11 protein-coding genes are annotated in these 14,120 nt (G+C 38.5%); 5 read left to right on the top strand and 6 right to left on the bottom strand.

Features of this window, described 5'->3' with window-relative positions; genetic code table 11:
* Positions 1-24: 24 nt before the first annotated feature.
* The 6 genes from cphA to ACE1CC_RS14805 form a co-directional block, all read right to left on the bottom strand.
* A complete protein-coding gene (gene cphA / locus ACE1CC_RS14780) occupies positions 25-2,649 on the bottom strand; it encodes a cyanophycin synthetase (protein ID WP_413271197.1) in 2,625 nt (874 codons plus the stop codon).
* A 140-nt stretch (positions 2,650-2,789) separates the two neighbouring features.
* Positions 2,790-2,987 carry a hypothetical protein gene (locus ACE1CC_RS14785; RefSeq protein WP_413271198.1) on the bottom strand — a complete coding sequence of 66 codons (198 nt, stop codon included), beginning with the start codon at positions 2,985-2,987 and terminating at the stop codon, positions 2,790-2,792.
* Position 2,988: 1 nt separating this feature from the next.
* Positions 2,989-4,953, bottom strand: a complete 1,965-nt coding sequence (locus tag ACE1CC_RS14790) for an adenylate/guanylate cyclase domain-containing protein (protein WP_413271199.1) — start codon at positions 4,951-4,953, stop codon at positions 2,989-2,991.
* A 75-nt stretch (positions 4,954-5,028) separates the two neighbouring features.
* Entirely contained in the window at positions 5,029-5,562 is a 534-nt protein-coding gene (locus ACE1CC_RS14795) for a Rab family GTPase (RefSeq protein ID WP_413267510.1), read from the bottom strand.
* A 2-nt stretch (positions 5,563-5,564) separates the two neighbouring features.
* Positions 5,565-8,207 (bottom strand): OmpA family protein, encoded by a 2,643-nt coding sequence (locus ACE1CC_RS14800; protein ID WP_413271200.1) that lies wholly within the window; start codon positions 8,205-8,207, stop codon positions 5,565-5,567.
* Positions 8,208-8,299: 92 nt separating this feature from the next.
* Positions 8,300-8,917, bottom strand: a complete 618-nt coding sequence (locus ACE1CC_RS14805; protein ID WP_413271201.1) for a hypothetical protein — start codon at positions 8,915-8,917, stop codon at positions 8,300-8,302.
* Between the two features lie 368 nt (positions 8,918-9,285).
* Here ACE1CC_RS14805 and ACE1CC_RS14810 point away from each other — a divergent pair, with 368 nt between their 5' ends.
* The 5 genes from ACE1CC_RS14810 (at position 9,286) to ACE1CC_RS14830 (ending at position 13,992) form a co-directional block, all read left to right on the top strand.
* Complete coding sequence (locus ACE1CC_RS14810; protein ID WP_413271202.1) at positions 9,286-9,648, top strand: VOC family protein; 363 nt, start codon at positions 9,286-9,288, stop codon at positions 9,646-9,648.
* 53 nt (positions 9,649-9,701) lie between these two features.
* Complete coding sequence (locus ACE1CC_RS14815; protein ID WP_413271203.1) at positions 9,702-11,000, top strand: recombinase family protein; 1,299 nt, start codon at positions 9,702-9,704, stop codon at positions 10,998-11,000.
* A gap of 370 nt (positions 11,001-11,370) precedes the next feature.
* Positions 11,371-11,928, top strand: a complete 558-nt coding sequence (locus tag ACE1CC_RS14820; RefSeq protein WP_413271204.1) for a peroxiredoxin — start codon at positions 11,371-11,373, stop codon at positions 11,926-11,928.
* A gap of 77 nt (positions 11,929-12,005) precedes the next feature.
* Complete coding sequence (locus tag ACE1CC_RS14825) at positions 12,006-12,710, top strand: response regulator (RefSeq protein ID WP_413271205.1); 705 nt, start codon at positions 12,006-12,008, stop codon at positions 12,708-12,710.
* A gap of 190 nt (positions 12,711-12,900) precedes the next feature.
* Positions 12,901-13,992, top strand: coding sequence for a sensor histidine kinase (locus tag ACE1CC_RS14830; protein WP_413271206.1), 1,092 nt, complete (start codon positions 12,901-12,903; stop codon positions 13,990-13,992).
* Positions 13,993-14,120: the final 128 nt, after the last annotated feature.

Genomic DNA, 14,120 nt, shown 5'->3' on the forward strand with positions numbered 1-14,120 from the left:
GCGCTGAAGCGCAACAACGTACTGCTAGATCATAGCGGGTTGTTTGAGTAAATCTAAGGCGCGATCGACTTTATCGGGCAAAATTACTACTAAACTATTTTCGGTAGCTTTGAGTAAAGCTGTTTCGATCGCAGTCTGTTCATCCAAAATTATTTCGTAAGCAAAATCAGGCTTTTCTTGCTTAATTCCTTCTGCAATTAAAGCTGCAACTTCCCCACGATTACGACCGCGATTATCCTCGTCTTCCTTGATAATAACTCGGTCGAAAATTTGGGCGGTTAATACTCCTAGTTTATGTAAATCTTGGTCACGGCGATCGCCTGGAGCGCCTATTACACCGATGCGTTCTCCTGTTGACCAATTCCCCACAAATTGACCCAATGCTTGATAACCTGCTGGGTTATGAGCATAATCTAATAAAATGTGGAAATTTGCCCAATTAATTAAGTTCATTCTTCCGGGAGTTTGTTCCACTGAAGCGCGGAAAGTTCGTAAAGCGGTGCTAATATCTTCCACTCTCACGCCTTGGATATATGCAGCAAGAGAAGCAGCTAAAGCATTGGCAATCATAAAAGGTGCTTTTCCGCCCAAAGTTAAGGGAATATTCACCGCAAGTTCGACTTGAATTACATTTTCGCCGGAAAGGAAAGTTATGTAACCATTGTCATAAACTGCGGCGACTCCACCATTTTTGATATGTTCCCAAACTGTCGGATTCCAACGATCCATTGAAAAGTAAGTTACTTTCGCTTTTTGGCGATCGCTTTTTGCCATTGCTGCTACTAATGGATCGTCAGCATTTAATACTACAAAACCATTGGGACTAGTTGCTTCCGCAATCACACTTTTAACATGAGCCATGTCTTCTAAAGTGTTAATATTATGTAATCCCAAATGGTCGTCTGAAACATTCAACACTACCCCAACATCACATTGAGAAAATGCTAAACCAGACCGCAAAATCCCACCTCTAGCTGTTTCTAAAACTGCCACTTCTACCGAGGGATCTTGTAATATTAATTGGGCGCTTTGTGGGCCAGTATTATCTCCCGGTTCTGCTAAGAAATCACCGATATAAGTGCCGTCTGTGGTGGTGTAACCTACGGTTTTTTTGGTTTGGCGGAAAATGTGAGCAATTAAGCGAGTTGTAGTAGTTTTTCCGTTAGTTCCTGTGACGGCAACAATGGGGATTTGATGGGGTCGATCGAGCGGATATAACATATCCAAAATCGGTGCAGCAACGTTGCGCGGTGTGCCTTCGCTTGGTTGCAAGTGCATTCTTAATCCGGGTGCAGCATTGACTTCCACAATTACGCCATCTACTTCGGTTAATGGGCGAGAAATTTCCGGGGAAGTAATATCAATTCCGGCAATATCTAAACCGATAATTCTCGCTGCTCTTTGAGCAATCCAAACATTTTGGGGGTGGATTTCTGCGGTGCGATCGATCGCAGTTCCCCCAGTACTCAAGTTGGCAGTTGCTTTTAAATAGCAGATTTCTCCCTTTTCCAAAATGCTATTTAAAGTTAATTTTTGTTGGGCTAAAACTTGTTCGCTATGTTCATCAATTGTAATCCGAGTCAGGATATTTTCATGCCCATCACCCCGACGCGGATCTTTGTTAACTTGCGCTACTAATTCGGCAATTGTTGATTTACCATCTCCGATTACATGGGCGGGTACTCTTTCCGCTACGGCGACAACTTTGCCGTTAATTACTAATACGCGAAAATCGCGTCCTTTGTAATATCTTTCTACCAACACTCCGCCGGATTTGGATTCACTTTTTGCCAAATCATAAGCGTCTTCGGCATCATGCCAAGAGTTAATATTTAAAGTGATTCCTCTGCCATGATTGCCATCTAAAGGTTTAATTACAATGGGAAAACCAATTTCTTCAATGGCATTTTCTAATTGACGCAAACGATAAATTACTTTGCCTTTGGGAACAGGCAAATTCGCTTTCCGCAACATAGTAATTGTGCCTTCTTTATCACAAGCAAGTTCAGTTCCTAACAAGCTGGTGTTACTAGTTTGGGCGGCAACAATGCGTCGTTGATGAATGCCGTAGCCTAGTTGAACAATACCTCTCGCTGGTAATTCTGTCCAAGGAATTTTCCGGGCTTCTGCTTCTTTCAAAATAGCTTCAGTAGTTAAACCAAGGGATGTTTCTGCTTTTAATTTTCTTAAATCTTCTAAGTCTAGTTTTAGTTCTTTTTCGGGATAGTAACCGCGAGCGATAATATTTTCTACTAATCTTAATGCGGCTTTGGCTGCATAGCGACCTGCGGCTTCTTGGCGATATTCAAATATTACGCGATAAACTCCTGGTTTGGCAGTACTCCGGGCGCGACCGAATTTAACTCGCATTCCGGCTAAAGTTTGTAATTCTAAGGCGACGTGCTCAATAACGTGCCCCATTAATGTTCCTTGTTTAACTCGTTTGAGGAAACCTCCGCGATGTCCAGGTGAGCAAAAGTGTTCTTCTAAACTAGGTAAAATTTGAATTAATCCTTCATAAAATTCGGGAATCTCGTGAGAATAAATTTCGTTCATTTCTTCGAGATCCAGCCACATTTCAATTAGTTTGTGTCGGTTAATACTCCAGTAGTTTGGCCCTCTTAGTGTTTGCAGTTTAATGATTTTCATACGTTGCTCAAACTCGCTTGGTTATTATTACATAAGCTTCCTAAATTTTTCTGTTTCTCGTCGTCCTACAATAGGATCACCCGATCGGGTGATTCAGTCCAGATCCCCGACTTCTTGAAGAAGTCGGGGATCTGGAGGTGTTAGTCATCAGGAAATTGCCAGCAAAGAATACGTTCAACTTCTGTACTTCCACAACTACAGTTTTCCTCAGTGGATGCTACCCATTCTTTGTTACACTTACGGCAGTGGCAGAAAATGTTATGCAGGTTAGCAATAGTAATTTTCTTCTGCCATTCTTGGAGTTCATCTGGGGTTAATTGGGGATTATTTTGGGACATTTTAAATTCTCCCAGTTAAGAAATAGGTGAGCATTTCTCCTTTACCTTTGATTTCGATATATCCGCGTTGTTCAATTAAGTAGCGATCGCGCAAATATTGATAGGTTGCTTCTGTTATTTGAATTTTTCCTGGCAATCCATGAGATTCCATGCGACTAGCAATATTAACTGTATCACCCCACAAATCATAAGTGAATTTTTTTGTCCCAATTACACCTGCAACTACATCTCCGCTATTAATGCCTATTCGCATACTTAAAGAGTTGTTGGTTTCTTCATTATATTGAGCAATTGATGCTTGCATATCGAGCGCCATTTCTGCGATCGCGATCGCGTGATCTTCCCGCGTTTTTGGCAACCCTGCTACTACCATATAAGCGTCGCCAATTGTTTTAATTTTTTCCAAGTTATGTTTTTCTGCTAATTGATCGAATTCCGAAAAAATTTCATTTAATATTTCTACCAGTTCCGTTGCCGATACTCTCGAAGAAAGCTCTGTAAACCCAACAATATCAGCAAACATTACGCTAACTTCACTAAAATAATCAGCAATAGTGCTGGGGTGATGTTTTAATCTTTGGGCGATTTTATACGGTAAAATATTCAGCAACAAATGTTCGGTTTGCTCTTGTTCATAGCGCAGTGCCAATTCTGCTCTTTGCCGTTGCATAAATTGTCCAATTTGATTGCCAATAGTTACCATTGTTTGTAATAAGTGTTCGTCGCATTCTTGACGCTGGCAGCTAAAAAAACACATCACTCCTAAAACTTCCTTTTCATGAAGAATCGGAAATGCAAAAGCGCTGGATAGTCCATAATTTGCTGCAAGTTGCGAGCGCACAAAGTTAGCATCATTAACTAAATCACTGCTCCATTGAGGAACACCTGTTTGCCAAACTTTTCCCGGTAAACCTTCACCTAATTGAAAAACTGTTTGCTTAGTTACTTCAATAAATTCGGCAACTTTTAGGTATGGTTTAAACCAAATTTCTAAACATTCTAATTGATACTTATCATAGTTTATTTCTGGTAGCCAAAATTCGCCTATATCCCAACTTAAAGTTTCACATAATGAAAGGAGAATTTTTGGTAATGCTTGCTTAAGATTGTTGCAATTTGAAAGGTAACGACTAATAAAATACTGGGCAACTAAACGTTTTTCTATCCGCCTTCTTTCCTGTTCAATTATTTGTTTTTCTGTAATATTTCTACCAATATATAAAAAATCTTTAATTCCGGGCATTTCTGTGGGAATACTAGAGCAAGAAAAGGCTACATTAAGTTGTTTTCCCGTTTTACTATGACAAACTAATTCAATATCTGACAAGCATTCACCTGTAGATAATACTGCTTCGTTAATTATTTTTATTTGACCTTCACGATCGCTAATAATAATAGATATATGTTGGTTAATTAAATCGGTTTCACTATATTCAAATAAATTTTCAGCTGCTTTATTTATAGTTTTAATTTTTCCAGCTTGGTTAGTAACTATTAAAGCATCTGCCATTGAACCGATAATTTTATCGATGTATTGGTTAGAAGCGGATAGCTTACTGAATAACAGTTCTAATTCATTGTTTCTTTGAATTAAAGTTTGCTCTAGGAGCATTTTTTCTGTAACATTTTCTAAGATTATGAGTAATTGATTATTCATAATCTCAGCGTTTTTGATAATATAAAGGTCAAAGTATAAAGTTGAATTAGAGCTAGTTAAACGCGCAATACCTTTGTAATCAAAATCCAGGCGATCGCCTTGTAAAATTTCCCTAAGTATGTCTTCTACTCCGACTAATTCGGGGAAAACTTCACTAACATCTTTATCCAAAATTCCTTCTGAGTCAAATTCGGTAAATTTTTGCACTCCCGCTGATATTTCGACTACTTTAAAATTTTCGTCTATTAGTAAATAGTCTATAGATGTCAATTTTTGTTGAAAAATCTGCTCAATTTTTGATGGTTTCATAGGGGAATTCCTGAATATTTACATGAACATAAAACTCTGGGTAATATTTTTTTCTTTGTTTAACCAGCCGATAGTTTATTCGGGAAAAACTATTTTGTGAGCTAGTTTTTCAAAGATGAGATCGACATCTTTACCTGTTTTTGCGGAAGTGGCATAAGTAGATAAGACTCGCACCTGCTCGCTAAAGTCATAAGTAGTAAGTAATTTCTCCATTTTCTCCTCATCAAATAGGTCTGATTTATTAAAAGCAATGATAATAAATCCTTTCGGGTTTATTGACAAAAATAGATTTAAATGTTCCGTTAACCGATCGACTGTTTCTTGGCGGGTAACATCTGCAACTAAAATTGCGCCGCTAGCTCCTTGTAAATAGGAAGGTGCGATCGCTTTAAATTTAGTATGACCTTCTAAATCCCAAATCATCAATTGTAAATTTTCCACTTTCTGTTCAGGAGTTTTGGCTAATTCAATAGTTTTCCGAGAAATTTTCACCCCCACAGTTGAAAGATATTGATCGCTAAATTCCCGTTCGACAAACCGCCGAATCAAGCTGGTTTTTCCAACCCCAAAATCACCCACTAAACAAATTTTCTTCGAGATGGTAGACATAGTTATTCACTGATTTGCTGCGACACCACTGGTTGAAATTCCACACATCTAGCTAACCATAATGGTTTTTGAGAGTCTACACCCAAAGGGGGTGTAGGTGTTCCTAGAGCTTGCAATCTTTTTGGATCAATCCCTTGAGTAATTAAAGCATTTTTAACTGTTTCTGCACGGGCTTGTGCTAACTTAAGGTTAGTATCGGGAGAACCAATAGGATCGCTATAACCCATGATTCTCAAAGACAAGTTTGGATATTTATTCAAATAAGCTTTGATTTGCCAAATTTTGTTTTTATTCTCTGCTTTTAACTCTGCCGATCCTGAATCAAAATAGATGCGGGTTGCGATCGCTTGCGGTTGAACTTGCACCGTATTAGTAACACTTTTTACCCCCGGAATTTGTTTGAATGCTTGAGTAATTTTTTCCCCATCTTCAATTTGAGATACCGTTCCCTTAACCAGTACTTTACCATTTGAATATAGAGAATAAACGGTTACTCCATTGATTTGATTTAAAGTAGAAGTTACCCGTTTAATTTCCGAGGCTATATCCACAGGATTAGGAGGTAATTCCACTGCGATAATTTGGTTCTCTAACAACTGATTGGGAGCAATTTTTCTGGCTATTTCTTCAGCTTTGGTGCGGAGATACTGATTTGGTAAATTTCCCAAAAGCTGCAATTTTCCATCATCAACCCGCGCTTCTAAACGATAAACGGCTAATTCTGGAGTCGATGCTAAAGCTTGAACTACATCTTTTTCTAAACGGCGATCTGTGCTTTCACGATATTGCCAGTATCCCCAAGGTAAGATGATTGCACCCAACAGTAAAGAAGCAACAATTAACAGTCCAGAAGGTCGCAAAGCTTGACGTTTTGCACCTGGTTCACCGATTTTAATTAATCCTAATAAAAGTTCGTGAACTTTTTCAGGAATACTATCAGGATCACCCGCAAAAGTTTCTATTTCGTTACCAGCAATTTGCACAATATTGTAGAGAGTTTGCTGCATTCTGCGAATGTACCATTGGGGAGTTTTCCCTTGAGTTACTACTGATAAATAACAGTATCCTGCTACTTCTAAAACAATTTTAGAATTGCCATAATCGATCGCATCAATTTCCGAAACATCTCCCGATCGAGCAATACAATCATTCACAAAACTCCGAATCGCTGTGAGCATCCCAGCTACCATATCTGATTCTAGTTTTTCTTTCTCCTCTGGTTGAGCTTCTGCGATTAATAAACCTGAGCTTTTGTGAATTAAAAATACAGCACGAACCTTAAAAGGAATAGCTTCTTTAAGAATTAGTTCTGCTTCCGAAACCCCCTGCATTTTGGCGCGAATTTTGCGACTTATTCCTTCAAAACTTAAAGTATTCTCTATTTTTTCATTAATCGATCGAATCGCATCCGCCATGTATTTGCTAATAGTGCTACCAATCACCGGGTAGAGAGCATCTACCATTGCATCTCGTTCCAAAACTATTTGTTCTTTAATCGCTTTCCCCATTTCTGATGCTAGTGCTTTGGAAATAGCATTTTCATCTATTTTCTTTTGTTCTTTAATTGCTTCTGCTAATTCCGGCGCGATCGCTTGTGCAATTTCTTGGGGATAATTGCGTATTTGTTGGGAAATTGCTGGTGGAAGTAAAGGCGCAATCGCCTTAATTAAGGCTTCTTTATCTTCTTCTCTTTTATTCTCAATCACTCGATCGATAATTGGGGTAATAGCCTCAATCATCGCTTCTGGATCTAACTTAATTTGCTCCTTAATCGCTACTGCTATTTCCGGTGCAATTGCTAAAGCTATTTTCTGCGGTTCTTGGCGAACTTCTAAAGAAATTGCACCGGGAATAGCAGATGCTATAGCAGCAGCCATGCTCTCTTTATCCTCCTGATTTTTGGCTTTAATTAATTCATGAACGATCGGAGTTATAGAATTGATTAATGATTGTTTTGATTGCTCTGAATCATTAATCTTTCGATTAAGTAACTCAGAAATTATCGGCAAAAGTAAATTAATTAATTCGTCCGGTTGATAAAGTTTTTGCTCAATATTAGCCTGTTTTTGTTCAAATTTGCCAATCAAAGCTTGCATTTCTGCTAACTCTGGTTCTAATAAAAGAACTTGCAACCGTTTATAAGCATCGTATAATTCTTCTACATTATCATCATAATATTCCAGCAATGAAGCCGCAGGTTTAGATACTTCTAATTCCTGCTTCATTTCTGAAACTAAGTTTAATTTCTCGGTTCGCTTTTCTCTAGCTGCTGGCATAGCAGTTAGTAAATCTTCCTCCTTTTCTTCATCTGAATTATCTGAATTATTTATTTCTATATCCTGTCGATCGACTTCTGTTTTGATATTTAATGTTTCGCTTCTATCCGTTAGTAAATTTTCCTCGTTTACTTTATCTGAATTATCTATTTCTATATCCTGTGGGGCAATTCCTGAGCCTATATTTAACTCCCTACTATCACTAATTAACTCATTACTATACTTATCTTGTCGCATAATTTTTAAGTCAAGTAATAAGTTGACTAGCTTTTCTACCTCAACTTCTGTTTCTTGGTTAAGGTGATTAGACTGAGAAACAAAAGATTCCAGCTGATTGATTTCAGCTGGATTTTCTTGAGATAAGCTCATAAGTAACAACCTCTGCTTCTAATTGTTAGCTACGTACCCAAAATCGGGAGTTGAAAACTTATCTCGTCAGCTTTCAACTCGTTAGTTTTAGATTATTCCCATCTTTTGCTTTGTTCTATAATTGGGATATCCGCGTAAACATCATCATCTACTGTTACAGCTTGTTTTAACTGCGGCACAAATTCATTTCCTTTCAGTCGCATTCCTAATTCAAACAAAATTTCTGCTACATCATCTTTAGAAACTTTCGCATCTCTCATTGATGACAAACGCCGCTCTAATTCTTCAAAAACTTGAATTCTCAAAGTCCGAACATCTTCTTGTAATTTAGTTCTACTTTCTGTTAGTTCTTTGCGAATTGAACTACTTTGGCTGTCAAGATTTTGATCCAGTGCTTCTACAGCATTAGTAAACTTTTTATTGACTCGATCGAGTTGTTGTCGTAAATCGCTAATTTCCTCTTGATAACTTAAACTAATAGATCTGAGCTTTTTCTCTAAAGAATCAAATGCTGAACGTAGTTCTGTAGATACAACTGTCTTTACCTGATCGATGCGATCGCGCATCTCTTGCTGTAACAGAGAAATGTCAGATTCTATCTTCTCAAAGCGATTATCATATTCTCGCAACTGAGGGCCAAAAATAATATCGCGGATCTGGTCAATGTTTCCCAGTCTTTCCCGCATTTCCTCCTTGCTAATTTCTGACATAATTACACCTTTCTAGATAAAGTTAATCATTCACACCCCTAGAATTTTATCGGTTCAGGCGTTATTTAGTAATCTAGCACTGATTCCCGAATAAATTCATGTTCAGTTTAACATTGTATCTAATCACCTTCACCTCTACTCACATTTTTATCTTCCTCTAATTTTTCTTAATAATTTACTCATCAACCGCTCGGCTGCAACTTTAGCTCAACCATAGAAACACTTGCTGATTTTGGATCTTATGTGTTATTAAACACCTCTTTGTGTAGATACCGCAACTTGCTCAAATGATGATAAATTAGTATTATTCCCGATTTTGGATCAAGGAATAAATTTATTAACCGCTACTTAGTATAACTCGCTCGACCATGCAGATTACCCAAAGCCTTCACGCAGCTATTCTCGTTGCTAACCTAGAACAATCTGAACATTTCTATGGAAAAATTTTAGGACTATCCAAAGTAGAGCGATCGCTAAAATTTCCCGGTGAATGGTATGAAATTGGTAACTTCCAAATCCACCTAATTGTTAGCGAAAAAATAGTCCCAGATATGGTAGATTTTCAAAAGTGGGGACGCAATCGCCATTTAGCTTTTTCTGTTACTGACTTAGATGCTGCCAAACAACAATTAATCGCTCATAATTGCCCTTTTCAAGTCAGTGCTTCCGGTCGGACAGCCCTGTTCACTCAAGATCCTGATGGTAACATTATAGAATTGAGTCAGGTTTGATTAATTAACCAGTTTAAAAATTACTTTTTCCCTAATTCTACCTAGATAAGCCAATGGTAAAAAACCTTGCTTATATTTACAGCGATCCTCTATGGGAAGCAACACCCGAAACATCTATTTTTCCCCCAGAAGTAGAGCGAATTTACCAAGATTTAGGAGGAAGACAACAACTCCAGAAACTCTTAATCGACAGCCAAACTGAACCCCCAGAAAATTTACTAATTCGCAGTTTAGCAGACTTAGGAGATTCTGTACAGGAGGTGTGCGATCGCCTGCAAGAAATCGAATCCCTTGGGATTAAATTGATTCTAGAAGAAAAAAAATCTCCCGTTTCGCAAAACAGCAAAATTGACTTACTCAAACTATTACAAGAAATTCAAAATACCCAACGCAGTCGCCGCTTAAAACAAGGACACGCCCGCAATCGTTTAAAAGCCTTACCTCCCCCGGGCAAAGCCCCTTATGGTTATCGCCGAGGTAAAGATAAATATATCATAGATAAAAGTTCTGCTCCTGTAGTTCGCTACTTTTTTGAGCAATTTTTACTCTTTGGTTCTTTGCGAGGAGCAGTTCGTTATTTAGCCAAGAAATATGGGAAAAAAATATCAGTATCTACCGGAAAACGTTGGTTAATTAATCCCGTTTATCGAGGCGATTTAGCTTATCAAAATCAGGAAATTATTTCTGATACTCATGCTGCCATAATTTCCAGAGAAGAAGCAGCACAGATCGATCGCCTTTTACGCCGCAATCAACGAATGTCTCCCCGTACCGCCAGTGCGCCTCGTTCCTTAGCCGGATTAGTTGTTTGTGGCGAATGTCGATCGAATATGAATATCGCCAGAGTCACCACACCTAGAAAAGACAAGGAATATCTTTATTTACGCCCAATTAACTGCCCTAAATCACCTAAATGTCGAGCAATTTCATATCAGGAAATCTTAGATAAAACTATTCAACTTATCTGCCGAGATTTGCCGCAAGCAGTTGCTCAAATGCAATTACCAGACATGGGAGAAATGAAGAAAAATTTGGCAAGTGCGATCGCTCAAAAGCAGCAAATCCTCAGCCAACTACCTAACTTAATTCAACAAGGAATTTTAGACCAAGAAACATCCCAAATTCGTGCCTACAAACTCCGCACAGAAATTGCTCAACTGCAATCAAAACTAGCAGAATTACCCCCAGTAAATTTGCGCGAAACCGCCCAAACTGTTTCTATTCCTCAATTTTGGCAAGACTTATCGGAATCAGAACGCAGATTTTATTTTCGCGAATTCATTCGGGAAATTCAACTATGGCGACAAGACGAAGATTGGCAATTACAAATCAAATTTATCTTTTTTATCTGACTTGATTTGGCAAAGCTACATTTTTGAAATCACAGAGGCGCAATTATACTTCGTAGGGTGCGTCAGAACCTAAAAATTATTTTTCCTTACCTAAAATCGTAGTATTTGACGCACTTTATATCGTTTACGTAAATAATAGATACAAATCTGTAGGGGCGGGAGGGGCCAAAACCTTTGAATGCAAAGCAATCAGATTGAAGTCAAAACCCTCTCCTACAAAGCATCTGTAGCTTTTCTGTTTAACTGGATTTTTCTTGATCCGCTCCAATAATAAATGGTGCGTTACACTGCGTTAACGCACCCTACAATGTTTAAGCAAATTTAATAGAAGATTGTAAAATTATTTAAAGTAGCGTCCTTTCTTTTCCCAATGAAACTCCATCGTCACCTTTTTCGCGTCTTACTCGTTCTTTGTTTAGCCTTAGTTCCTTGGTTTAACTTTATTCCCAGTGCAGATGCCCTTGGCGGAAAACTTCCTCCTTTAAATCAACCCGCACCAACATTCACATTACCCACAAACACAGGCGATGGTGAAGTATCACTCACAGATTATCGTGGTAAATGGGTAGTACTTTATTTTTATCCCAAAGACTTTACTTCTGGTTGCACTTTAGAAGCCCGGAGATTTCAACAAGATTTGCCAAAATACCAACAAATAAATACCCAAATAATTGGTGTTAGCGCTGATTCTGTAAATACCCATGCCGAATTTTGTGATTCAGAAGGATTAAAATTTCCCTTACTTGCTGATACCGATGGCAAAGTGAGTAAAGGCTATGGTTCTTGGTTAGGAGCTCTTTCGATGCGTCACACTTTTATTATTGATCCCAATGGAGTAATCCGGGAAATTTACACAGGAGTTAACCCATCAATTCATAGTAAAGAAGTTTTAGCACGTCTGAGTGAATTGCAGGAAGCTTCTTCTTAAAAGATTGTCTTGGTAAAAAGTAGGGTGGTCAATTTCCACCTTACTTGATAATATGGTTTTTTTAGGTAAATTGGTCAATGGAAATTCTGATAGTCGAAGATGAACCGGAAATAGCTAAATTAATTCAATTAACTCTGGAAAATGAAGGGTTTTCTTGTCACCAAAGCCGCGATGGATTGAGTGCATTACAAACTTTTCAACAGCAGCAACCAGATTTAATTATTTTAGATTTAATGTTACCGGGGTTAGATGGTTTAGAAGTTTGCGCCCGAATTCGCCAAAAACCAGGGCCAAAAGACCCTTATATTTTAATGTTAACTGCCAAAGGAGAAGAGATCGATCGCGTAATTGGCTTATCCACAGGCGCAGATGATTACTTAGTTAAACCCTTTAGTCCCAGAGAATTAGTTGCTAGAGTTCGCGCATTATTGCGGCGCAGTTTACGACAAGGAGGCAACAGTTTAGTCTATCGCACACCTCATTTTACTGTGGATATAGACCAGCGAATCGCCCAGCGACAACTTCATCCTAATGAATCAGAAACTTTAGACTTAACCACCTTAGAATTTAACTTGTTAAGCACTTTTATTAGTCAACCGAATCGCGCTTGGAACCGGACTCAATTAATAGATAAACTTTGGGGAGATGACTTTTTTGGTGATGAACGAGTAGTCGATACCCACGTCGCTAGACTGCGAAAAAAAATTGAACCAGACCCAGCAAATCCCACCTTTATTAAAACAGTAATTGGTGTGGGTTACAAATTTGAAGACCCCGGTTAAAACGGGAGCATCCCGATTTTGTAAGGGCGAAGCATTCCGGCAGATAAGTTATTAGTTAAAACGATAAATTTACTACCGGAATGCTTCGCCCCTACCAATATATTTGCCAAATTGGGATGCTCCCGGTTAAAACTTGCTAAATTTATTTGTAGAATCAATCTAAAATCTAAAATCTAAAATTTAAAATCGAATGACCAAAGTTGGGTTGCGATCGCGTTTATTCCTCTCCCACTTCCTAGTAATGATGGTGGGAGTACTCAGCTTAGTAATTATTGGCAAAATCTCATCACCCGGAATATTTATTCTTCATTTACAAGAACTAGAAGGTGACGGCTACCAAATCCGTTACGCCCGAACTCGACTAATTCAAGGATTTGAAATTGCTTGGAGTCGGAGCACTTTTTGGTCAGTTTTAGCTGGCGCTACTGCTGCTGGCGCATTAAGTTATTGGGTATCTCGGCGCATAGTTCAACCATTAAATCAAATGGAAGAAATTACCCAAAAATTTGCCACTGGACATTTAGAGGAACGAGTACCTTCCTTAGAAATTCCTGAACTTAATCAACTAGGAACTAGTTTTAATCAGATGGCTTCCAGTCTCGAAGGTGTGGAAGTACGCCGCCGAGAATTAGTCAGTGACTTATCACATGAATTACGCACACCGTTAACAGTAGTTCGCGGTTATTTAGAAGAACTGGCAGATGGCACAATAGAACCATCACCAGAAATTTATCAGCAATTAGCCAGAGAAACCAAGCGCTTAGAAAGATTAGTTAATGATTTACAGGAACTTTCTAAAGCTGAAGCCGGATACTTACCAATTAATTTACAGCCTGTGAATTTACGACCTTTATTTGAGTCGTTAGTGCAAAAATTCGCTGACCAATTATTAGAAGATGGCCCAATTTTACGTCTGCAATGTCCGGCACAATTACCTTTAGTATTAGCAGATATCGATCGTGTAGAACAAATCTTAGTCAACCTATTGGGAAACGCCGTTCGCTACACAAGCCAAGGTACAATTACCTTGCGGGTTTGGACTGAACCTAGTAAACTTTGGATTGCCGTAATTGACACAGGACAAGGAATTTCCCCACAAGATTTACCTCATGTATTTGAGCGTTTTTGGCGTGCCGATCGTTCCAGAGCCAGATATTCTGGAGGAACCGGAATAGGTTTAGCAATCTCTCGCCGCTTAGTAGAACTACAACGCGGTCGAATTGAAGTAGAAAGCCAACTTGGTAAAGGTAGTACATTTCGCTTCTTTCTACCTTTAGCTTAAGTCATAACTTTGACACAAAAAAATCATCACTTTGTCACATCTAATTGTTAACTTAAGACTGTCAAATTCATTTTTAATTAATTCTGGCGCTCGGCATTTTTTTGATTTGTTTCTCGTGACCAGGTTGA

This window comes from Floridaenema aerugineum BLCC-F46 (assembly GCF_041929345.1).
Classification (GTDB): domain Bacteria; phylum Cyanobacteriota; class Cyanobacteriia; order Cyanobacteriales; family Aerosakkonemataceae; genus Floridanema; species Floridanema aerugineum.